Raw genomic sequence first — 21,295 nt, forward strand, 5'->3', positions numbered from 1 at the left:
GAACCACCTCGTTATTTAGACTCTAACCATTTTTGCTATAAAAAAACCATCTGTCCTTTGAACATTCGGGTAAAGTCTGACTGAGCCATCCTCATCCGACCATGGTGTACCAACCAACTTAAACTGTGGATGTGCTGACAGAAAGTTTTGAATGACGCCTTGATTTTCTTCCGGATCAATTGAACAGGTGCTGTAAACCATGATTCCGCCCTTCTTCACATAGTGTGAAGCGTTCTCGAGGAGCTGAGACTGAAGTGTCACAAGGGAAGAAATATCTTCCGGCTGTCGTCTATAACGTATCTCCGGCTTTCTTCTTATGATCCCAAGTCCTGTACAAGGGGCATCCAATAATACACGGTCATAAGCGTCAACAGATTGTGGGTCAAAGTCCAAACCGTCCCAAATTTGCGGCTTAATAATTGAAATACCGAGACGGTTTGAATTTTCTTTGATCCTTTGAAGCTTTTTATCTGAAACATCCCGGGCTGTAATTTCCCCGCGATTATTCATCTTCTCTGCCATGTGTGTGGTCTTGCTGCCAGGCGCGGCACACAGATCCAGGATGCGTTCTCCAGGCTGAGGATCAAGAATTTCTGTCACCATCATGGACGCAAGATCCTGAACGTAGAGCTCTCCCCCAATAAAGGCCGGCCATGTTTGAATCGCACGATCCTGACCGGAATGGATAATGAGCGCATAATCAAAAATTGAACTGACTTCAGAAATAATCCCATCCTGCTCAAGGCGCTTCTGAACCTCAGCTGTACTGGCTTTAAGCCGGTTGACACGCACACTTAAAGGCGGCTCGGCATTGTTGGCCGCCATGAGGGCTTCGGTGAAGTCATAGCCAAATAGCGACACCCAGCGATCAACAAGCCATTTAGGATGTGAATACATGATCGAAAGAAAACCATTTGGGTTTTCACTTCGAACGGGTTCATCAAAGCTACCCATACCCCTCTGAAAATTTCTTAAAACACCGTTGACAAAACTGCTTAGATGCTGGCCCTTCTTCTTCGACAATTTAACGGCTTCATTTACGACTGCCGAAGCAGGTATACGATCCATAAACATCATTTGATAAATGGCAGTCCGTAAAACCATGTGAATAAATGGATCAATTTTTGACAGCTTTGTCCTCGACACTTGCTGAAGCAAATAATCCAACAGGAGCTTCTGTTCCAGTACACCATAGATCAGACGTACAGCAAGTCTTCGATCCTCTGAAGACAACGCGCCTTCTCTGGTCAAATTATTGACAGCGTCACTGGACAAAAGCCCCCTTTTGTCAATAGCCAATAAAAGGTCTACCGCAGTTTGACGTGCAGAGGGTTGTCTCCTGGTATTATTCTGCTTGGCACCTTCATGCATAGTCATGATTTCACCGTCTCCATTTCCAGGCTAATTCAGCCCCCATACGTACATGTAGAACTTTTGTCACATTCAAATTCTGACAAGACTGATGTGACTGCGTCATTAATAATCTGTTAATCTCTCATCCGGTCCCGGATCAACAACAGTCGGACAAGCTCCATGACTGAAACAGCGGCGCTTGCGACGTAAGTTCTCGCTGCTGCGCCAAGTACTTTTTTTGAAGACGAGACTTCGTCCTCCATAATGTAGCGGCCATCCACCAGCTCTGCAATTGCTCTGGAGCTGGCATTGAACTCAATTGGCAAAGTCACGATATGGAACAGCACAGCAAAGAGATAAAACAAAATTCCAAGGTCCACAAGCGGAACAATCCTGAAGAAAAATCCCGCCATTATAAGAATGGGAAGGATACCGCTTCCCAAGTTCGCAAGCGGTAAAAACAAATTTCTGAACCGGATAGGCTTATAGCCTTTTGCGTATTGGATAGCATGACCCACTTCATGGGCGGCAACGCTGATGGCTGCAATACTGTCGCTTCCATAAACGGTTTGCGACAGCCGAATCCTGTTATTTCTGGGATCGTAATGGTCTGTCAAAGATCCTGCCACAGGCTCAACAACCACATCATAAAGCCCATTCCTATCCAATATGGCCCTGGCCACCTCTACGCCTTTCATCCTTCTGTACGAACCTACCCGGGCATACTTTGTAAACGTTGACTTAACTTGTACCTGCGCGATCATAGCGAAAATATAAACCGGGATCAGGAGCAAAAATCCCAGTGATCCGGCCGTTCCCATATAGCCATTCATTTTATGACCTCCTGTTTTGGGCAAAATAATTTAATTGAATCTGTCCCCAGCCTTGAGGCTATGCCCGAGAAGATAGTCAGACACTTTCATTCTGCGAGCGCCAGGTGCTTGTATCTCAAAAAATCTCACTGCGCCCCGACCGGCTTTGACTGTGAAGCTGACGCGATCAACGTCGATCAGAACACCGGGCTCCGCCTGAACTGCCATAGATTTAAGGCTGTCTTCACGCACAACCTCTGGCGTGAACACCTTAAGCTTAACCTCACCCAAGGAGGTCAAACCAGCGGGCCACGGATCAAAGCCCCTGACCAGGGCACTGATTTCCTCTGCGGTTCTCTCCCAGTCAATTTCAGCCATCCTTTTTTCAATTTTGGGCGCATAAGTGGAAAGTTTGTGATCCTGGGGTACAGGTGTCAAGCTGCCTTTCACTATGCCTTCCAAAGTTTCTTTCAGGACATTCGCACCCATCTGCATCAGCAGATCGTGCAGAGCGCCTCCGGTAATCGTATCTGACAACTTGAGGCTTTGCTTATGAAGCATGTCGCCTTCATCCAGTCCAGCACTCATTTTCATGGTGGTCACACCCGTTTCATTTTCGCCGCTGACAATGGCCCATTGAATTGGCGACGCACCTCTGAGCTTAGGAAGAAGTGAAGCATGCACGTTGATACACCCATATGCCGGCAAGTCCAGGATTTCCTGTGAGAGAATCTGACCATAGGCCACGACGACAATCAGGTCCGGGTTCAGCCCCTTGAGTATCTCCATAGCTTGCGCGCTTTTAATTTTTTCAGGCTGATACACGGGAATGTCCTCTTTTTGCGCTGCCGCTTTCACCGGAGGCGGTGTCAGCTTGTTGCCCCTGCCCTTTGGACGGTCTGGCTGGGTAAACACACCTATGACCTGGGCCCCTTCAAAATGGATGCAAGTCTCCAGACATGGCACCGCAAATTCTGGTGTCCCCATAAAAACGATCTTCATAGTGCCACCTACGCTTCCTCAATCATTTTATCGATAAAAAGTACACCATCCAGGTGATCAATTTCGTGACAAAGCGCCCTGGCGAGCAGCCCCTCGCCTTCGACGACATAGACTTCACCGTTTTCATTCAGGGCTTCAACCCAGACTTTCGCCGGCCGGCGTACAGAGCCAGCTCTTTCAGGCACGCTCAGGCAGCCTTCGACTTCAAACTGCTCGCCCTCTTCTTTGATAACTTTTGGATTGATCAGCACTTTGACGCCCGTATCATCATAGACATCAATAACCGCAATCCGCTTGAGTATACCAACCTGCGGTGCAGCCAGTCCGACCCCTTCCGCATGATACATGGTATCCACCATATCCGCGACTATCTCTTTAACCCTTTGATCGACTATTTGAACCTCTCTTGAAAGCTTTCTGAGAACCGGATCTCCATCCGTCCGAATATTTCTGATTGCCATTTCATAACACGCTCCTTACCCTGTACAGGTGCAGCGCGCCAATTTTTGGCGGCTGCTTATAAGACACTGATCGCTCTGACATCCACAGCGCATCTTACATCTTCACGCTGTGTTGGCAGCTTTCGCAAAACCTCTTCAATTAGCGTCAGCATCTCTTCCTTATATTTTATTATAATTTGCCATCGATATCTATTTTTTATTTTGCTGTAGATCGCTGGATTAGGTCCCAGAATTACAAGATGTCCTTTTTTGATCATTTCAGAGGGCAAATGCTTGCTCAGCCATTCATAGAGCTTCGCGGCACTCTTTTCGACATCTTCGGGCTTAAACCCGGAGAGGATGATATTGGCCATCTGAAGATAGGGCGGATAGCCAAAAGCTTTACGTATGCCCATTTCTTCTTCGTAAAAGCCCAAATAATCATGTTCAGCTGCCCTGATAAGCGCAAAATGCTCCGGCGTATAAGTTTGGACCACAACACGCCCTTGGGTTTTTGACCTGCCGGATCTTCCACTGACTTGAGTCATCAATTGAAAGGTTCTCTCTGAAGCCTGAAAGTCAGGCAGATTGAGTGTCACATCCGCCAGGACAACACCGACTAAACCAACATTTGCAAAATCAAGTCCCTTTGAAATCAGCTGCGTCCCTATGAGTACCCGTATCTCACCAGATTCGAAACGCTCAAGAATTTCCTCCAGAGCGCCTTTTTTGGATATAGACTCACTATCCATTCTCGCTGTTATGACATCAGGAAATTTTTCTTTAAAAGCCTCTTCGACCTTTTCAGTCCCACTGCCATAAAACTTGAAGTAACGGCTGCCACATTCAGGACATACTGTCGGGATTGACGACCTATAATGACAATAGCTGCACCTTGCATGATTTTGTCCTTTGTGGAAAATAAGGCTCACATCACAGTTTGGACATTTCAGTGCATAACCGCAGCTACGGCAGGAAATGAACGTGTGATACCCTTTTCTGTTTAGGAGCAGCATGATTTGCTGTCCATTTTCAAGGGCTCTGTTAATAGCCTCTTCAAGTGTTCTGCTGAACATAGACCGGTTCCCTGACATGAGCTCCAGGCGCATATCCACAATTTCCACACTTGGCAGCGCTACTTTGCTGAAGCGTTTGTGCATCTCGACCAACTGCAGTCCACCGCTCCTGGCTTCGTGATACTGTTCTAAGGAAGGCGTCGCCGACCCAAGAATCAGAGGCGCGTTGTGAAGCTTGCATAAAGCGCCCGCTACCTCCACAGCGTGATATTTGGGTACCTGGTCTGACTTGTAGGAGCTGTCGTGTGCCTCATCTACCACAATGAGGCCAACAGAAGCACAAGGCGCGAAAAGCGCTGATCTTGGGCCAATGACTATGTCATAATCCCCTCTGCCTATGGCGCGCCATTGATCAAATCTTTGTGTCGCGTTCATGCGACTGTGCAAAATGGCAATCCGGTCACCAAACCGTCTTCTGAAGCGATCCACCAGCTGTGGTGTCAAGGATATTTCAGGCACCAGAATAATGACCTGGCGTCCTTCTGCAATGGCTAAGTCCGCGAGCTCCATATAAACCTCTGTTTTACCACTGCCAGTAACGCCGTGAAGCAAAAAAGCCTCGGGCTCGTGGTTTATCACACTGCTGCTGATCAGGTCAAAGGCTGCTTTCTGCTCACTTGAAAAAGCTACAAAAGTATTCTTTTTGCCTGAATCATAGTAAGTGGGGAAAGTAAATGCCTCTTCAGTCTCAGCTTTTATCTTTCCTTCTTCCTCCAGCTTTTCAAGTCCAGCTTTTGTCGCTTTAACTTCCCGTTTAAGTCTGGATTCTTCTACCCTGCCATAGTCCCTTAGCATCTCGAGGATCCCTCGCTTAACAGTTTGATGCTTTGGAATCTGTTCCAGCCAAGTCTCTGCCGCTCCAGGATCCGTAAGACTGAAAAAGCGGTTGTAACGCTCTCTGACTGAGGTTGTCAAATGTTCCCGTTTCTCAGCGACGCCTTTTTTTATGATGCTTTTCAAAAGCGTCTGCTCATTTTCCTTAAGTTCGCTCTGGAATACAGTTTTTGAAGCAATTCTGTCTATAAGCGCTTTTTCCGCTTCCGGCAGTGCCTCTATGATCTCATGCGTCGCAATTTCTGCCCTTATGATCTTATAATCACGTTTTAGGGTCGTCCCACTTGGCAAAAGAAGCGAAGCTGCCTGAGAGTAATTGGTCAAATAGCGTGCCCTGATCCATAGCGCCAGTTCAACACGGCGTTCATCAAGTGCCGCAGCGCTGTCACAGACACTCACGACAGACTTGAGCTTTTCTATTTGATCTTTCTGAGAGGGTGCCCGCCTAACTGCGACAATGGCTTCGTGCGTGGCATCACCTGAGCCAAATGGGACTATGACCTTGCTGCCTATGACGACTTCATTCTCCAGCATCTCCGGAATACTGTAGGTGAACAGCTGATCCAGCGCTCGCGTCATCTTTAGTACAATCACGTCTGCAAGTGACTTCTGCCCCTCTGGGTTGATCTCTGGGTGAAGCATTGAAACACCTCCACAGTAAAACAAAGAAACAGGAGTAGATCAGCTCTACCCCCGGATGGATTCCTGGAATTCAGACCTAAGGCAGCAAAGAGACCGCTTTTTTGAGAATGGCTTTGGCTACATCAGCTTTTCCCATTTGATCATAAGCGGTTTGTTCACCGTCCGCGGTTATAAAAGTCACGACATTGGTATCGCTTCCAAAGCCGGCACCCTTGACTGTAACATCGTTGGCAACTATCATATCGAGATTTTTCTTTCGGAGCTTCGCCTCGGCGTGCTCCAACACCTTTTCGGTCTCAGCGGCAAAGCCTATGAGGATCTGTTTGTTTTTCACCTTGCCGACCTCATAAAGAATATCTGGATTTCGCGTCAGTTCAAGCGCCAAATCCCCTTCCACTTTCTTGATCTTTTGAGACGCTACAGCTTTAGGCCTGTAATCCGCTACCGCTGCGGTCATAATAATGATATCAAAATTCAAGTCTGACATGACCGCCTCAAACATTTCTTGCGCGGTCTCTACATCAATCCGTGTTACACCGGATGGCGCGCCCAGCTCAACCGGACCGGAAACCAGTTTGGTTTCAGCACCCATGGCTGCCGCTGCCGAGGCAATGGCATAACCCATTTTTCCGGTGGAATGATTGGTCAGATAACGGACGGGATCCAGCGGCTCCCGTGTAGGCCCCGCCGTGATCAGGACCCGTCTGCCACTAAGACTGCCTGATTCTTCAGCAGCCGGCGCCTTCTCCATGAGCTTTACTATTTCATCCACAATCTGTTGAGGCTCGGCCATTTTTCCGACCCCTTCATCCCCACAAGCCAATCTGCCGCTCCCAGGCGAGGCAAAAAGAACGCCCAAATCCTCGAGAGTCCTTATGTTCCTCTGCGTCACAGCGTTAAGATACATTTGCGTATTCATGGCTGGCGCCACAAGAATGGGGGCCTTTGTCGCCAATAGCGTTGTCGACAAGAAGTCGTCCGCGATCCCCGCGGCCATTTTCGCGAGACAATTAGCTGTTGCCGGCGCGACGACAAATAGATCCGCGAGCTTGGCAAGCGCAATATGCTCCACATCCCAAGTTCTGGGCGCCTCAAACATGTCCTCGACGACATAATTCTGCGAGAGGGACTGAAAGGTCAGAGGGGAAATAAATGCTTTCGCATGGGCTGTCATGACCACATAAACATTGGCATCCAGTTTTCTGAGTCTGCTGACAAGATCAGCCGACTTATAAGCCGCAATACCGCCTGTTACACCCAGGACTATATTCTTGCCAGTCAATGGACCACTCATTTTTCTACTCCTCTTTGTCAAAATCTATGATTTCAAGTTTGTGCTCATAGAGCTCCTGTGTCGCTATGCTCATAGGCTTTTTACTTTGAGTGTACTCAATTTTTAGTTCTGCGCCGTCAATGATCTGACGCGCACGTCTTGAAGTTAAAATGACAAGGGCATAACGGCTGCCGGCAATATCGATAAGTTCATTGATAGGTGGGTTAAGCATTAATATTCCTCCTTAATTTCTCTGATCAGCGTCTTTACAAATTTAGGCCTGATTCTCAGGCGTTCAGCTTCAATAATGGAAATCAATCTGGTTGTCGCCAGATCCACACGATCGTTAAATATAAAGTAGTTGTAGTTTTCCATTAAGTCTATCTCATTGTAGGCGGCAGTAAAACGCTTGTCAATGGCTTCCGGTGTTTCTGTCCCGCGCCCGACAATTCTGTTTCTCAGTTCTTCCATAGTCGGCGGCAAAATAAAAATGAACACACCTTCAGGATACTGTTCTTTTACTTTCAGGGCGCCCTGTATGTCAATTTCAAGCAAAACATCCATACCTTTTTCGAGCTGTTCCATAACGAAGGCTTTTGGCGTCCCGTAGTAATTGTCATAGACTTTGGCGAACTCAAGCAGCTCGCCGTTCTGAATCATACTTTCGAAAGTTTTATGATCCGTGAAAAAATAGTTGACCCCTTCCGTTTCACCGACTCGAGGGGCCCGTGTCGTCATGGAAACGGATAAAACTATGTCTTCCCGAAGCTTCATCAATGCCTTGCATATGGTTCCCTTGCCGACTCCGGAAGGCCCGGATACAACCAGCAGCAACCCTCTTCTCATCATTCTAAACGCTACTCCCCTTCAGACGGATTCTCAACTTTTCGTATTAAACTCTATCTATTCGATATTTTGGATTTGTTCTCTGATTTTTTCAAGCTCACTCTTCAATTCAATCACATCGTTGCTAATCTCAAAGTCAGGTGATTTTGAGCCGATGGTATTGACTTCCCTATTCATTTCCTGTACCAAAAAATCGAGTTTTCTGCCGGCAGCGCCGCCTTGTTCCAATATATCAGCAATTTGGTCAAAATGAGATTTCAATCTGACTATTTCCTCAGTGACATTAGTTTTATCTGCAAAAATTGCGATTTCGTGGGCAATCCTCGCTTCGTCAATTTGGATGCCCATATCACTGAGCAAATCTGTCAGACGGTCCCTCATCTTCTGTCTGTATGCCTCCACAATTTGTGGCGACTGACTTTCAATTTTTTCAAGGCGAGTTTTCATCTGGGCAATGCGTTCGAAAACGTCTTCAACCAGTTTAGCGCCTTCTATACTTCGCATTTCAACCATTTGTGAAATGGCATCTGACGCTGCCTTTTCAAGGACAGCCCAAATCGCGTCACTGTCCACTTCCACATATTCCACCCTAAAGGCCTCCGGGTGTCTGGACATGAGTGACAGCGTCACGTGATCCTTAAGGTCATAACGCTCTTTTAATTGCATCAGCGCTTCATAGTACTGGTCAAGAACGCCCTCATTAGGCTGAATGGCGTAATCCGCGCCAACTTGTTCCTCATAATTGACGAAAAGCTCAATTCTGCCTCTCTGTACTTTTTCTTTAATCATACTTTTGACGCGGTCTTCGAAAGGATTCATTTTCTTTGGAATCTTCGCGACAATTTCTGAATACCTGTGATTGACGGATTTTATCTCCACTACAATTTTGATTCTGTCATTGCTGGCTTCACCACGCCCATAGCCTGTCATGGAAAATGTCATCATCTATCCTCCGCCTTTTAATTATTTTATTGCTTCAAAGGTCTCTACCTCAGCGACGGCAACTGCAGGCCCCGTCATGAGGATTTCCTCTGTGTCGTTCGCGCTGATCTCAAGGACACCTCCAGGAACGGTTACCGCTGCGCTTCTCTCAAGTCTCCCGGCATGAAGCAGCGCATAAAAAGAAGCACAAGCCCCTGTCCCGCACGCCAGAGTCAATCCCGCTCCCCGTTCCCAGGTCACGACCTCAAGTGCAGAAGCACTGGTCTGTTTGACAAAGTTGACATTTATTTTCTGAGGAAAAAGCGGGTGGTTTTCAAGCAGCGGCCCCAGTCTTCTGATCTCTGTCTCAAGCAGCTCATCCATTTCTATGACGAGATGTGGCACACCAACCCGAAGCGCAGTCGCTTTGATCCGACTTCCAGCTACTTCAATTTCCTCGTCCAGCATGTAACCTTTTTCAGCGACTACAGGAATCTGATCCGCAGCGAATACTGCGGCGCCCATAGAAATTCTAATTTTATAGCCTTCTTCCCCCACGGTTAGAAGTACATCCTTAGGCCCATCATCCGTCAGAATTTTAAAGCCGCCTTCCTTAACCATGCCCAAACGGTGGAGGTGTGCTGAAAAGCAACGGATCCCATTGCCGCACATGGCAGCTCTTGAACCATCTGAATTATAATACAGCATTCTGGCCGCATATTCCAGATTTTGGCTGGGTGCTACGAGCATTACGCCATCTGCGCCGACCCCAAAATGTCGGTGAGAAATCTTTGCGATCAAAGTTTGCCACGCTGACTCCTCATAAAGCTCCGACCAGTCGCCAATTAAAAAATCATTGCCGGCGCCATGCCATTTAGTCCATTTCAAAATAACTGCCCCTTTCGAAAGTCTATGACTTATTCTAACATAGACTGGGGCTGATTTCTTTATAAATTGCGGCCCACGTGCTATACTTATTGTACTTCAGGAGGGATCTCAATGGCCTATGATGGCATTTTTATGGCGGCACTCGCTGCTGAGCTCAGAGAAAAATTAATTGGGGGGCGCGTTGATAAGATTTATCAGCCCGAAAAAGACACCTTGATCCTTGGGATTCGGAGTGATCGGAACAACCATCGGCTAAAGCTCTCAGCCTCTTCTTCTTTGCCTTATGTCTCTCTGACTCAGGCTAAGCCTGAGAACCCCATGCAGCCCCCTATGTTTTGCATGCTGCTCAGAAAGCATCTGACCGGCGCGAGACTGACAGAGATTCGTCAGCGAGGTCTTGAACGCATCCTCGACTTTGTGTTCGACACCTTCGACGAGTTGGGCAACCGGGTGGAAAGGGTCTTGTGTGCGGAAATCATGGGGCGGCATTCCAATGTGATCTTTTACCAGGCGGATACTCAGGTGGTTGTGGACTCTGTAAAGAGAATATCGAGCGCCATTTCAAGGGTCCGTCAGATCTATCCCGGCGTTGTCTACCAACTGCCGCCCGGCGGCAAACTGGATCTTAGGGATGTGGCTCCGCCGTTATTTGGCCCCTCAGCAGCATCAGATATTGAGGCGAACGCTCCGGCGATTAACGAACTGTCTCTTTCATCAAAATCTGTTCAAAAGTGGTTATTGACAACTTATCAGGGCTTCTCCCCTGCGCTCTGTCAGCAGCTCTGCCTCGAGGCAGGCGTTGATCCGGATCAGCTTCTATCCGGACTTGGTGAAGGCCCCCGGGAGTCGCTGGAGTCCGTCCTTAAAAAGATGAAGCATCAGTTGGTCTCTGAAGCATTGGAAACACGGCTGATTTTGGATGATGCCGGCAAACCGCTGGACATGACGGCAGCACCCTCACTGCGTCTCGAGGCTTCAGGGCGTTTGTCCGAAGTCCTTGAGCCTTCACGCTGTGTCAACCAAATGTTCGAAGACAGAGACCTCCAGGATCGTTTGGAACAAAAAGCAGCTTCAATGAAAAAGCTGGTTGAAAACCGACTCGAGCGCGTGATCAATAAAAAAAGTCATCTTGAGGTGGATCTGAAGCACGCGGAGGATGCCGAAACGCAGCGTCAAATGGGTGAGCTGATCATGGCAAATGTCTACAGGCTTTCAAAAGGGGATCATGAAGCGGTGGTCGAGAACTTCTTTGAAGAAGGTGCGCCCGAAATTCGGGTCCCTATGGATGTTCGACTGACACCTGTCGAAAATGCCCAGCGCTGCTTCAGAAAATATACGAAGCTGAAAAACGGGCAAACAGAAATTTTGATTCAGCTGACTCAGACTCAAGCAGAAATTGATTACCTTGAAAGTGTTTTGCTTCAAATAGAGCAATCGACGGAAGCCTCCAATCTCGAGGCAATCCGGCTGGAGCTCGCTGAGGAAGGCTATATGAAGAGTCGTGGACGAAAAAAGGATAAGCGTCCAAAATCCGCGCCTCTGCAATATCTCAGCACAGACGGTTTTGAAATACTGGTTGGGCGCAACAATGTCCAAAATGATGAGTTGACCTTGAAAACCGCCTCCAACAAAGATTTGTGGTTTCATACAAAATCCGTTCCTGGTTCACATGTCGTCATTCGAACGCATGGAAAAACCACAAATGAGGAAACCCTCTATGAAGCTGCCATGCTGGCGGCGTGGCACTCCAAAGCCAGGCTGAGCGGTCAGGTCCCGGTGGATTACACCGAGATACGGCACGTCTCAAAACCCTCTGGCGCAAAGCCCGGCATGGTGATATACGTCCAGTATAAAACCATTTATGTCACGCCGGATGAAGCTGTTGTCAAAAGACTGCAGCTGCCAAACTGAGATTCAAAACCCCAAAGGGACAAAACATAAAAAAGCGAGGAAGGATTAAATCTGTTTAAAAACCTACCCTCGCTTTTCTTATGCGCTAATACGTATTTTGAACATAAGCCCCTTATTTTTCGTAGATTATAACCTCATCTTTTTCATCTTTTTCAGTCAACCTTACCTTGACGATTTCTCGACTTGAGGTCGGTACATTTTTTCCAACGTAGTCTGCCCGGATTGGCAGCTCTCTGTGTCCTCGGTCCACTAAAACAGCGAGCTGAATGGTCTTAGGTCTCCCAAAATCCATCAAAGCATCCAGGGCAGCTCTTACCGTACGACCCGTATAAATGACATCATCTACCAGCACCACATTCAGACCAGTGATCTCAAAGGAGATATCGCTGGCTGTCTGAGTCTGATCCATTGAGGCCTTTTGCTCCCACTGTCCCAGCGGAGACTGGTGGTCAGACTTCAGGTCATCCCTGTATTTTGTGATATCAAGGGCACCCGTCCTGACGTTTGCGCCCTCTATGGCTTCAATCTTTTTTGCTATGCGTCTGGCCAGCGGTTCACCGCGTGAACGAATACCTACAATGACGACATCCTCAATCCCTTTATTGCGCTCAATGATTTCATGTGAGAGCCTGGTCACTGCCCTTGAAATCGCTTGAGCGTCCATAATGCTCGCTTTAAATTCCAGATTGATCCCGCCTTTCAATTTTCTCGAGAGCAGCTATAAAGCGTGTAGGCAGCTCTGAGTCAAATATCATCAATTCATGAGTGACTGGATGTGTCAATCCCAAAGTTCTGGCGTGCAGAAACTGACCTTCCAGAGGAAAAAGGGGTGTTTTGGTGCCATAAAGAGGATCCCCGGCAATAGGATGGCCAATAGATCTCAGGTGAACACGGATCTGATGGGTGCGTCCAGTTTCAAGTCTGCATTCCACCAGCGTATAATGACGGAATCTTTGCAGGACCTTATAATGTGTTACTGCAGGTTTACCGCCTTCAACTATGGCCATCCTGAGTCTGTTTTTCGGATCTCTTCCAATTGGCCCTTCTATACGCCCTTCTTCATGTTTCATGACACCCACAACTAAAGCACAGTAGCGCCGGATGGACTTCTGATTCTTAAGTTCCTCTGCAAGCGCGCGGTGGGCTCGATCAGTTTTTGCGACCATCATAAGGCCCGAAGTATCTTTGTCCAATCTGTGGACAATGCCTGGCCTCGCGACGCCATTGATTCCCGAAAGCTGACCTTTGCAGTGATGCAGAAGTGCGTGGACCAAGGTGCCTGTACTGCTTCCCGGGGCAGGGTGAACCACCATGCCGCTGGCCTTGTTGACCACCAGGAGGTCATCATCCTCAAAGACAATATCGAGAGGGATTGCTTCCGGTTGAAGCGTCATGGGCTCAAGAGGCGGAAGCGCCAGGGATACAATATCTCCGCTTTTCAGTTTTTCCTTCTTGACTGTGACGACCTGTCCGTTAACAGTCACTTGACCTTCCTTGATCAGTTTCTGAAGATAGGTCCTGGATGTGGCGCCCGTCATCCGGCTCAAATAAACATCCAGACGCTCCGCTTCCATATCTTCGTATTCGAAGCGCAAAGTCTCTACGCGTGCCTCCTGCATCCCAAGTCCTCCTTCCCTTTCAAAACTGTTCCACGCCGAGACAGCGACAGGGACAAGCCCTAAGGCTGGTCCCTGCTATGACTGTCTTCTTTTTGTACCTGCGCGGCGCATCTATCATGCCGCTGCACGTTCATAGATTCATTTTAGATCTTTTCGACGTACAGTTTTACATCACAATCATTGAGTACATAAGACTCATAAGGTGCTTCCTGACCTCTAAGGAGCTCTACGGCAAGTGTCTCGCCCTTGATATAGTCGCTATGGGCCTGGATCCCTTCGTTAAAACGGTCGTCACATGCGTAGAAAATCTTAATTTCGTCAAGAACATTGAAATCATTTGCTTTACGCATTTGCTGCACCCTTGAGATCAATTCCCGGGCGTAGCCTTCCAGGATCAACGCCTCTGATAAGGTCGTATCAAGGATCATGAACAAGTTGTTGTCCATACCCACAGTAAAGCCCTCTTTCGCGGAAATATTGACGAGTACATTTTCCTGATCCAGTACAAAAGGCTCACCTTCAAGCTCAATTTCATAAGTTCCACCACCGTTGAGGACAGGTGCCACCGTCTGTGGGCTCAAAGCCTGGAGCACTTTTGAAAATGCGCCCATTTTGTTTCCGAGTATCGGTCCGAGCACCTTAAAGTTTGGCTTAAGTGAAAAATTCATGTAGAGCCCAAGGTCTTCAGCGAAGACAACTTCCTTAACGTTGAGTTCTTCCTCGATCAGGTCAGATAGATCTGAGATCAGGTCTTCATAACGTCCATCCACATAAACCCGTTGAATTGGCTGGCGAACCTTAATCTTAACCGACTCCCTTGCACCTCTGCCAAGCGTCACCAAGTCCCTGATCAAGTCCATGCGCTGCTCAACGCGTTCATCTATCAAGGCGTCATCCGCGACAGGGTACATGGCGAGATGCACAGACATTTCACCCGTCAGATTGCGGTAAATTTCTTCAGTGACATATGGCGCGAAAGGCGCCGCCAGTTTACAGACCGTGATCAGTGTCTCGTAAGTTGTATTATAGACAGCAATTTTATCCTCGGACATTTCCGTTTCCCAGAAGCGACGTCTGGAACGGCGGATGTACCAGTTGGAAAGGTCTTCGTTGACAAATTCCTGAATTTTGCGAACTGCCTTTGTTGTATCATAAGCTTCCAGAGCTTCTGTAGCTTCCTTTACGAGACGATTCAGCTTTGATAAAATCCAGCGGTCAAGTTCAGGACGCGCCCCATGAGGCACGAATTTTTCTGTCGCGTCAACCTGATCTGTATTTGCATAAAGGCTGAAGAAATTATAAACGTTTTTTATAGTCCTGAAGAACTTGCTTTCAACCTCGCGAACGCCTTCTTCATCAAAGCGGGTTGGTGTCCAGGCTGGTGAAACGAAGAAAAGGTACCAACGCACGACATCCGCGCCATATTGATCAAAAAGCTTAAATGAATCGACAATGTTGCCTCTGGACTTGGACATTTTCTTGCCTTCTTTGTCCAGAATCAAATCGTTGACAAGCACATTCTTATATGGCGCTTTTCCCATGACAAAAGTCGAAATGGCAAGCAAGGAATAGAACCACCCTCGAGTCTGGTCAATACCCTCGCAGATGAAGTCCGCCGGGAACAGCTCGTCAAAATTCTCTTTATTCTCAAAAGGCCAGTGATGCTGTGCGAATGGCATAGCTCCACTGTCGAACCAGCAGTCAATGACATCCAGAACTCTGGTCATATTGCCGGAGCATTTGTCACAAGTCAGGTGAATGGTATCCACATAAGGGCGGTGCAGCTCAACGTCGAGACCAATCTTCTCCTTCGCGCGGTCCACAAGCTCTTGTCGGGAAGCGACAGAGGTCGTCTGTCCACACTCATCACAGCGCCAGATGTTGAGTGGCGTACCCCAGTAACGGCTTCTTGAAATCGCCCAGTCATTGACATTCTCCAGCCAGTTTCCAAAACGCTTTTCGCCAACATAGGAAGGGTGCCAGTTGACTGTATTATTGTTATCGATCAGCTGATCCCTCAGCTTTGTCATTTCAATATACCAGCTTGGTTTTGCGTAATAGAGCAGCGGTGTTTTGCACCGCCAGCAGTGCGGATAATTGTGGGCCATGGTCTGGCGCTTGTAAAGCTTGCCAGTCTCCTTGAGCCAATCAATAATTTCCGGATCCGCGTCCATGACAAATTTGCCTTCCCATGGGGTTTCCGTATACTTCCCATCTTCATTGACGGGCTGAAGCACAGGAAGGTTATAACGAAGGCCTGTATTATAGTCATCTTCACCAAAGGCAGGCGCCGTATGAACGATGCCCGTGCCGTCCTCAGTCGTAACATAGTCTGCCAGAGTCACAAAAAACGCTTTTTTATCTGCCTTGACAAATGGCATAAGCTGTTCATATTCCACATATTCCAGTGATTTTCCATCCATTTCCTCAAGGACTTCGTATTCTTTTCCGAGCACAGCCGGTGCCAAAGCTTTGGCGACATAATAGATCTCATCATTTTGTTTAACCTTGAGATAGATTTCTTTAGGACCTACAGTAAGGGCAACATTGGAAGCCAGTGTCCAAGGTGTCGTTGTCCATACCAGGAAGTACTCGTCCGCATCCTTGCGTTTAAACTTGACATAGACTGTCGCTGTCTTAATCTCCTGATACCCCTGGGCGACCTCGTGGGAAGCCAGTCCTGTCCCGCAACGCGCGCAGTAAGGCAAAATCTTGTGGCCTTCATAAATATAGCCTTGTTTAAAGAATTGATCCAAAATCCACCATTCTGTTTCAATATAATCATTGTCCAGAGTGATATATGGGTTCTCAAGATCAATTAAATAAGCCATCCGCTCTGTTTGTTCACGCCAGACGCTTTCATATTCGAAGACAGAATCCCGGCACTGCTGGTTGAAGTTTTCTATGCCATAGGATTCGATTTCAAGCTTGTTGTTGAGGTTCAAACGCTTTTCAACTTCGATCTCCACCGGTAGCCCATGAGTGTCCCAGCCTGCTTTTCTTTTGACCTGGTAGCCCTGCATGGTCTTATAGCGGCAAACTGAGTCCTTGAGCGCCCTCGCCAAAACGTGATGTATGCCCGGCCGTCCGTTCGCGGTCGGTGGGCCATCATAAAAGACAAACCCTGGACTGCCTTCACGGCTGTTGACACTTTGATGGAGCAAGTCAATCTGGTCCCAATGACCTCTCAGCGCTTTTTCGGTCTCTGAAACCGGTTTCTTTGATAATTCAGGATAATGCACGCATCAACACCCCTATTCTATATGTTCCGACAATTGCCGGACTTTTAACACAAAAAAAACCTGAGCAAAAACATGCCCAGGGACGATCATTGATCGCGGTACCACCCAGCTTGCGTCCCGTAAACGGAACACCACTCAGAAGCCTTAACGCGGCTTTGACGTCCAAAGCTGGCTTTTAAAATATAGCGCGCTCCGGAAGCTCAGGGGTGATTTTCTTTCAAGCTGGACACCGGCTCGCACCTTACGCCGGTTCTCTTAAGACACATGACTTGAAATACTCTTCCCATCTTCGCTGTATACACTGCAAAATTATATTACAATTTTAGTTGAACGTCAACCGTTCTTGTTGAACCTCTCTAAATTCATGGGCTAACGAAACCGCTTAAGCTGCATTTTTTCCCTATCTTTCTTGGATTGTCCTAATTGCGCCGTTAGCACCAGACGCCCAAATCCCCGAACTGAAATGACCGCGCCCTCCGGAACAGTCTTGTCAGGCTTGCTCACAGGTCTATGGTTCACTTTTACCCGCTCAGCTTCAACCAGCTTCTGAGCTTGACCTCTGGAAAGGTCAAAGCCTGCGGCAATGACCGCATCCAGCCTGGGCGATTTAACAGTTCTGAACAGCAGTTCTCCGCCAGCTTCCTCTAAAGGAAAGCTCGACCAGGGCACTTCTGAAACGCTGACTGGGTCCTTTGAAACTCTGGATAGTGACGAAAGGACAAATGGCGCAAGTTTTTCAAGGACAAAAACATAAGCAGCGCCTTTCCCAACTCTGAGATCTCCAAATTTTTCTCTGGATAGCCCTAATCCCAGAAGACTACCAAGCAAGTCCCTGTGCGACCATGAGACTGCTGCTTCAAACGCTGTAATTTCGAGTAATACTATGGGGGCTCTGAGAGCTTTTGCCTCATCCTCAAAAGGATAAAAGCCAACAACACAGGATTCGAAGCTTTCATGTCCGCCCTCAAACACCATAAATGGCAAATCCCCACGGTCATAGCCCGCATTAAAATGGGCCAGACATAAGTCTTGCACCACCGGATTTATGAAATCAGTGAATACAGGCCGGTTTTGACGTTCGCATTGAATCAAATGATCAAATACCTTTGCCATTTGAGCCCGTGTCGCTTCATCCCGGGCACCTTCAAGCCACCTCGATCTGTCCATCATAACCGAAGGATAAAGTTTGAAAGCATCTGCACGGTAATGATCAGCAGTATAGGTGAAAAATCGATCATTCCGTTATAACCAAGCTTCTGGATGATCTGTCTGAAGGGAGACAAAAGCGGCTCCGTTATCTGGTAAACAAATGCGGCAATAGGATTCCTCAAGTCTCTGATAAACCAGCTGAGCACAGCCCGGATCAGGATGAGGAACACTACCAGATTCAAAAAATACAGCATAGTTGTTTTCAATAAAGTCATTTAAATCCTCCTGTTGACTAAAAGCCATCTTTTCTTGCAGACCATGCAAAAACACCTTTATTTTCAAGCTCCCCTCTGACATCACCTGAAATATCCACATTGCTGGGTGCCAGGATAAAGATTCCCCTTGAAACTTTTTGAATATGTCCGTCAATGGCGTAAAGCGCACCGCTGCAAAAATCAAAGATTTTTCTGGCGAGCTCAGGATCAAGCTCTTCAATATTCAAAATGACAGGCTTTTTGCCTTTTAGACTGTCAATGACAGCACGCGTGTCTTCAAAGTCCCGCGGCTGGTATAAGACGACTTTCATGCTTTGACTCTTATGCAGATTGACGACTTTGTTAGGATTTGAATAACTTGCCGGCGCGCCGGCATAACCCCGTTCATAGCCGCCATCTTCATCCTCCGCGAAATCTTCCTCGTATACTTCCTCGTCCATTGAAGTTTCAAATCCCATCATGCTTCTGACCTTGTCAATAAACTTTTCTGCCATGGGTTTGTGCCCCCTCCCTTAGAATTGCCTTGCAGCGACTAGCAGCTGTCGCCTTCGCTACTGCCGCTCTCCAAATATGCCTGAACCAATTCGCACCATGTTTGCGCCTTCTTCAATTGCTATTTCGAAATCGTGCGTCATTCCCATGGAGAGATACTTCATCTCGACGCCAGGGATGACTTCTGTTTTCAACTGATCAAAGATTTGGCGCATTTCACGGAAGACCTGCCTGAGAAACGCCTCATCTTCCACAAAAGGCGCTATGGTCATCAACCCTTCAATTTTAATGCCTGGAAGCGCTGATGCGGCTTTAACCAAAGTGACCACCTCATCCGAAGCGAGGCCAAATTTGGATTCCTCTTCAGCCGGATTGACTTGGATCAGCACGGGCATGATGATGCCCGCCTTTTCTGCTTGCCTCGAAATTTCTTTTGCAAGCTTTAAGCTGTCTACAGAATGTATGAGCGCGACTTTATCTATGATGTATTTTACCTTATTCGTTTGCAAATGGCCAATTAAATGCCATTCAAACCGTCTTTCGAAGCTTGGCCATTTTGCGTTGACTTCCTGTACCCGGTTCTCCCCCACGGTTCGAATGCCTGCGTCATATGCCAGTTGCAAGGTTTCAATACTCTGCGTCTTAGTCACAGCGACCAGAACAATATCCTCCGCTGCTCTGTCTGAGCGGACGGCCGCATCCTTAATTCTCTCCTGAACGTGCGCAAGACGGTCTTTTAACTGATCTATTGTCAGCACCACGAATCACCTCTGTTCAAATTTATCACCTGGCTTGACGCCAGCCGGATCGATCAAGACAAGATTTCTTGCTTCAAGTGTCTTTACCCGTGCCAAAGCACCGTCAACTTCGACAGACAGATAGCCGTCCTTCACTATGGCGAAGTCCTCGTTATAGCCAAGTATTTTTACCGGTCTGAACAATGCCCTGTGATCGATATCCAAGACGAAAACCCCTGTCACATTATCCAAAGTGACTATAGAGGACTTCCTTACTTTTAACCCTTGAAAGTTTTCCCTGATGATCCTCGTATCCACAAAACGTTTTGTATAAAAATCTGGATGCAGTTCGTTGATTTTGACGACCAGTATACCGTTTCCCCCGTTCTCGAAAACATCCGCTACTGAACCGACAATCTTTTTGCCTTCAAACTCAACATCCAAAACTTTGTCTTTTTCGTAAAGGTCAATTTCCTCTTTTAAAATCTGTGCTGCAATGAACCAAGTCGAAGGGTCTACGAGTCTGTAAACGATACTTCCTGGCGCAACCAGCTCGGTTGTCAGATCCCTTAAAGTGACATCAGTCTCAGAAAACAGCTTCTGATAATCAATTGTATACAGATTTTCAATGGTAAGCGTCTGCTCGAGGGCGTCCGATTTATAGGAGACAATGCCCGTGTCCTGGCTGAAGAACTCAACCAACTCCCCCTCAACCGCTTCCAGGGAACCGACATAAGCTTGCTTAAAGGACGATGCCCCTTTTCTGAGAAGGCTTTTGTCATCCAGAAGCTTCATTTTTTTATCCAGCTTCAACATCAGATCCTGTTTCAGCTCTCCAACCCGCTCGAAGTTTTGAAGCGCCGCTTCCTGATGAATTAAGCTGTCAAGGGCTTCAATTTCTTTGTTGAGGTTTTCTATATCCACGGTCAGCATTTCGTCGATTTTGACCGAAGTCAAAGCTTCGCTCGATTCCAAAGCGCTGGCAGTTTGCCCGTCGCTTTGAATCTCCATAACCTTCTCTCCGCGCTTGATTCTCGATCCTTCTTCTGTTGCGTAGGCAGCGGTACCTCCGACGTTGCTTCTCACGAGTGTTTCTCTTCTGAAAATCACCGCTTGATACGTTTTGTCGATGTTGAGGGTATCAAAATTCACCTCGTATGCCGTTTCCTTGAGATACCAGGTGCGATATACCATCATGCCAATCGCAGACAGGGCCAGTGCCAGAATCAGCATAGACATAAAAAACCGCCCATAGTGTTTGATTCTCACTATTTCCACTCCTGTTCTTGCCCGTCGTGATGTTGTTTCATACTAAAACAATCGGCCATATTTGGTCACGATCCTGAGCTTACGAATCTGCCTGATATTCAGCTCTACAATTTCATCCAGCTCTGTAATCACCGCCAAAGCGTTCAATTTCTTTTTGGCGCCAAGTACAAAACCCTTTAACTGCTCTTCGTTGTCCAAAACAATTTTAACCTCGTCTCCAATATTGACGCGCTTGCCGCCGAGCTTGAATATTTTAACATCATACTGGTCGATCACACTTTGAGTCACTTTTCGACTCTTAAAGCGAACAACCGCTCGTTTAAAATCCATAGTTTCTTTTAAAGCGGAGAAAAGGTAGCCTATGACTGAAGCGCCTAAAAGTAGCAGCGTCATTGCTGTCAGATGATTGAGCATGCACCATCCCCCCTTTGCTTCTTTTTAAAATCCCATTAAGCATTTTCATTTTTATTCTAAAGGAAAAAAGCATAGCTGTAAAGATAACCAAATTATTCCA

Annotated in this window: 20 protein-coding genes and 1 other annotated feature; of the genes, 1 reads left to right on the forward strand and 19 read right to left on the reverse strand. The window is 47.3% G+C overall.

Annotated features, from left to right (window positions below; genetic code table 11):
- Positions 1-15: 15 nt before the first annotated feature.
- From rsmB to dapF, 10 genes are all read right to left on the reverse strand, one after another.
- A complete protein-coding gene (gene rsmB / locus BLP63_RS02455; RefSeq protein WP_092589300.1) occupies positions 16-1,377 on the reverse strand; it encodes a 16S rRNA (cytosine(967)-C(5))-methyltransferase RsmB in 1,362 nt (453 codons plus the stop codon).
- Positions 1,378-1,487: 110 nt separating this feature from the next.
- Positions 1,488-2,186, reverse strand: a complete 699-nt coding sequence (locus BLP63_RS02460) for a zinc metallopeptidase (RefSeq protein ID WP_242870761.1) — start codon at positions 2,184-2,186, stop codon at positions 1,488-1,490.
- Positions 2,187-2,216: 30 nt separating this feature from the next.
- Positions 2,217-3,167, reverse strand: a complete 951-nt coding sequence (gene fmt, locus BLP63_RS02465; protein WP_092589301.1) for a methionyl-tRNA formyltransferase — start codon at positions 3,165-3,167, stop codon at positions 2,217-2,219.
- 8 nt (positions 3,168-3,175) lie between these two features.
- A complete protein-coding gene (def, locus tag BLP63_RS02470; RefSeq protein WP_092589302.1) occupies positions 3,176-3,628 on the reverse strand; it encodes a peptide deformylase in 453 nt (150 codons plus the stop codon).
- A 56-nt stretch (positions 3,629-3,684) separates the two neighbouring features.
- Complete coding sequence (priA, locus tag BLP63_RS02475) at positions 3,685-6,159, reverse strand: primosomal protein N' (RefSeq protein ID WP_092589303.1); 2,475 nt, start codon at positions 6,157-6,159, stop codon at positions 3,685-3,687.
- Between the two features lie 76 nt (positions 6,160-6,235).
- Entirely contained in the window at positions 6,236-7,453 is a 1,218-nt protein-coding gene (gene coaBC / locus BLP63_RS02480; RefSeq protein ID WP_092589304.1) for a bifunctional phosphopantothenoylcysteine decarboxylase/phosphopantothenate--cysteine ligase CoaBC, read from the reverse strand.
- Positions 7,454-7,457: 4 nt separating this feature from the next.
- Positions 7,458-7,664, reverse strand: a complete 207-nt coding sequence (rpoZ, locus tag BLP63_RS02485) for a DNA-directed RNA polymerase subunit omega (protein ID WP_092589305.1) — start codon at positions 7,662-7,664, stop codon at positions 7,458-7,460.
- A complete protein-coding gene (gmk, locus tag BLP63_RS02490; protein ID WP_092589306.1) occupies positions 7,664-8,281 on the reverse strand; it encodes a guanylate kinase in 618 nt (205 codons plus the stop codon). The genes rpoZ and gmk overlap by 1 nt, the downstream gene beginning before the upstream one ends.
- 54 nt (positions 8,282-8,335) lie before the next feature.
- Positions 8,336-9,223 carry a YicC/YloC family endoribonuclease gene (locus tag BLP63_RS02495; RefSeq protein WP_092589307.1) on the reverse strand — a complete coding sequence of 296 codons (888 nt, stop codon included), beginning with the start codon at positions 9,221-9,223 and terminating at the stop codon, positions 8,336-8,338.
- Positions 9,224-9,241: 18 nt separating this feature from the next.
- Positions 9,242-10,087, reverse strand: coding sequence for a diaminopimelate epimerase (dapF, locus tag BLP63_RS02500; RefSeq protein ID WP_170829240.1), 846 nt, complete (start codon positions 10,085-10,087; stop codon positions 9,242-9,244).
- Between the two features lie 111 nt (positions 10,088-10,198).
- Between dapF and BLP63_RS02505 the strand changes: the two genes are divergently transcribed.
- A complete protein-coding gene (locus BLP63_RS02505) occupies positions 10,199-11,998 on the forward strand; it encodes an Rqc2 family fibronectin-binding protein (RefSeq protein ID WP_092589309.1) in 1,800 nt (599 codons plus the stop codon).
- Between the two features lie 112 nt (positions 11,999-12,110).
- On the opposite strand, the gene pyrR is transcribed toward BLP63_RS02505, so the two are convergent.
- The 9 genes from pyrR to BLP63_RS02550 form a co-directional block, all read right to left on the reverse strand.
- Positions 12,111-12,662, reverse strand: a complete 552-nt coding sequence (gene pyrR, locus BLP63_RS02510; protein ID WP_330387064.1) for a bifunctional pyr operon transcriptional regulator/uracil phosphoribosyltransferase PyrR — start codon at positions 12,660-12,662, stop codon at positions 12,111-12,113.
- 10 nt (positions 12,663-12,672) lie between these two features.
- Positions 12,673-13,617, reverse strand: coding sequence for an RluA family pseudouridine synthase (locus BLP63_RS02515; protein ID WP_092589310.1), 945 nt, complete (start codon positions 13,615-13,617; stop codon positions 12,673-12,675).
- Between the two features lie 143 nt (positions 13,618-13,760).
- On the reverse strand, positions 13,761-16,859 hold the full coding sequence (gene ileS, locus BLP63_RS02520) for an isoleucine--tRNA ligase (protein WP_092589311.1): 3,099 nt from the start codon (positions 16,857-16,859) through the stop codon (positions 13,761-13,763).
- Positions 16,860-16,934: 75 nt separating this feature from the next.
- Positions 16,935-17,158 (reverse strand) — a binding site (T-box leader).
- Positions 17,159-17,228: 70 nt separating this feature from the next.
- Positions 17,229-17,972 (reverse strand): YlmH/Sll1252 family protein, encoded by a 744-nt coding sequence (locus tag BLP63_RS02525; protein ID WP_170829241.1) that lies wholly within the window; start codon positions 17,970-17,972, stop codon positions 17,229-17,231.
- Positions 17,973-18,025: 53 nt separating this feature from the next.
- The gene (locus tag BLP63_RS02530) at positions 18,026-18,283 is read right to left on the reverse strand and encodes a YggT family protein (protein WP_092589313.1); all 258 of its coding nucleotides are present in this window, start codon (positions 18,281-18,283) and stop codon (positions 18,026-18,028) included.
- A gap of 17 nt (positions 18,284-18,300) precedes the next feature.
- Positions 18,301-18,777 (reverse strand): cell division protein SepF, encoded by a 477-nt coding sequence (locus BLP63_RS02535; RefSeq protein WP_092589314.1) that lies wholly within the window; start codon positions 18,775-18,777, stop codon positions 18,301-18,303.
- 57 nt (positions 18,778-18,834) lie between these two features.
- Positions 18,835-19,536 (reverse strand): YggS family pyridoxal phosphate-dependent enzyme, encoded by a 702-nt coding sequence (locus tag BLP63_RS02540; RefSeq protein WP_092589315.1) that lies wholly within the window; start codon positions 19,534-19,536, stop codon positions 18,835-18,837.
- A 3-nt stretch (positions 19,537-19,539) separates the two neighbouring features.
- The gene (locus BLP63_RS02545) at positions 19,540-20,781 is read right to left on the reverse strand and encodes an HlyD family efflux transporter periplasmic adaptor subunit (protein ID WP_092589316.1); all 1,242 of its coding nucleotides are present in this window, start codon (positions 20,779-20,781) and stop codon (positions 19,540-19,542) included.
- 42 nt (positions 20,782-20,823) lie between these two features.
- Entirely contained in the window at positions 20,824-21,195 is a 372-nt protein-coding gene (locus BLP63_RS02550) for a hypothetical protein (protein ID WP_092589317.1), read from the reverse strand.
- Positions 21,196-21,295: the final 100 nt, after the last annotated feature.

This window comes from Acidaminobacter hydrogenoformans DSM 2784, assembly GCF_900103005.1.
Taxonomy (GTDB): domain Bacteria; phylum Bacillota; class Clostridia; order Peptostreptococcales; family Acidaminobacteraceae; genus Acidaminobacter; species Acidaminobacter hydrogenoformans.

Excerpts from the sequence above, each read along its gene's own strand:
- coaBC (WP_092589304.1), bottom strand. The coding sequence starts at position 7,453 with ATGAGTGGTCCATTGACTGGCAAGAATATAGTCCTGGGTGTAACAGGC.
- BLP63_RS02550 (WP_092589317.1), bottom strand. The coding sequence starts at position 21,195 with ATGCTCAATCATCTGACAGCAATGACGCTGCTACTTTTAGGCGCTTCA.
- BLP63_RS02525 (WP_170829241.1), bottom strand. The coding sequence starts at position 17,972 with ATGGCAAAGGTATTTGATCATTTGATTCAATGCGAACGTCAAAACCGG.
- BLP63_RS02505 (WP_092589309.1), top strand. The coding sequence starts at position 10,199 with ATGGCCTATGATGGCATTTTTATGGCGGCACTCGCTGCTGAGCTCAGA.
- gmk (WP_092589306.1), bottom strand. The coding sequence starts at position 8,281 with ATGATGAGAAGAGGGTTGCTGCTGGTTGTATCCGGGCCTTCCGGAGTC.
- BLP63_RS02530 (WP_092589313.1), bottom strand. The coding sequence starts at position 18,283 with ATGACTTTATTGAAAACAACTATGCTGTATTTTTTGAATCTGGTAGTG.
- pyrR (WP_330387064.1), bottom strand. The coding sequence starts at position 12,662 with ATGGACGCTCAAGCGATTTCAAGGGCAGTGACCAGGCTCTCACATGAA.
- rpoZ (WP_092589305.1), bottom strand. The coding sequence starts at position 7,664 with ATGCTTAACCCACCTATCAATGAACTTATCGATATTGCCGGCAGCCGT.
- BLP63_RS02495 (WP_092589307.1), bottom strand. The coding sequence starts at position 9,223 with ATGATGACATTTTCCATGACAGGCTATGGGCGTGGTGAAGCCAGCAAT.
- rsmB (WP_092589300.1), bottom strand. The coding sequence starts at position 1,377 with ATGACTATGCATGAAGGTGCCAAGCAGAATAATACCAGGAGACAACCC.
- fmt (WP_092589301.1), bottom strand. The coding sequence starts at position 3,167 with ATGAAGATCGTTTTTATGGGGACACCAGAATTTGCGGTGCCATGTCTG.
- def (WP_092589302.1), bottom strand. The coding sequence starts at position 3,628 with ATGGCAATCAGAAATATTCGGACGGATGGAGATCCGGTTCTCAGAAAG.
- BLP63_RS02535 (WP_092589314.1), bottom strand. The coding sequence starts at position 18,777 with ATGGCAGAAAAGTTTATTGACAAGGTCAGAAGCATGATGGGATTTGAA.
- priA (WP_092589303.1), bottom strand. The coding sequence starts at position 6,159 with ATGCTTCACCCAGAGATCAACCCAGAGGGGCAGAAGTCACTTGCAGAC.
- BLP63_RS02515 (WP_092589310.1), bottom strand. The coding sequence starts at position 13,617 with ATGCAGGAGGCACGCGTAGAGACTTTGCGCTTCGAATACGAAGATATG.
- BLP63_RS02460 (WP_242870761.1), bottom strand. The coding sequence starts at position 2,186 with ATGAATGGCTATATGGGAACGGCCGGATCACTGGGATTTTTGCTCCTG.